Origin of the sequence: Streptomyces sp. BE20, from assembly GCF_036322525.1 — a bacterium.
Lineage (GTDB): Bacteria > Actinomycetota > Actinomycetes > Streptomycetales > Streptomycetaceae > Kitasatospora.
On the sequence record NZ_JAQYWW010000231.1, the window covers coordinates 1 to 236 of the forward strand.

1 protein-coding gene is annotated in these 236 nt (G+C 77.5%); it reads right to left on the reverse strand.

Annotated elements, in window-relative coordinates:
* The coding region (locus PUR61_RS01200; protein WP_329874695.1) for a KR domain-containing protein at nt 1-236 on the reverse strand (236 nt) is incomplete at both ends.

Here is a 236-nt window from a genome sequence, read left to right on the forward strand (position 1 = left end):
GCCAGCGCCCGGGCGGGATCCATCGGGCTCAGACCCCGGCGGCGCAACTGCGCGGCCGTCTCGTCGTCCGCCGCCATGCCCACCCGGGCCCACGGGCCCCACGCGACGGCGGTACCCGGCAGACCCTGCGCGCGACGCCGCGCCACCAGCGCGTCCAGCGCCGCATTCGCCGCCCCGTACGCCGCCTGCTCCCCGCTGCCCCAGACACCCGAGATCGACGAGAACACCACGAACGC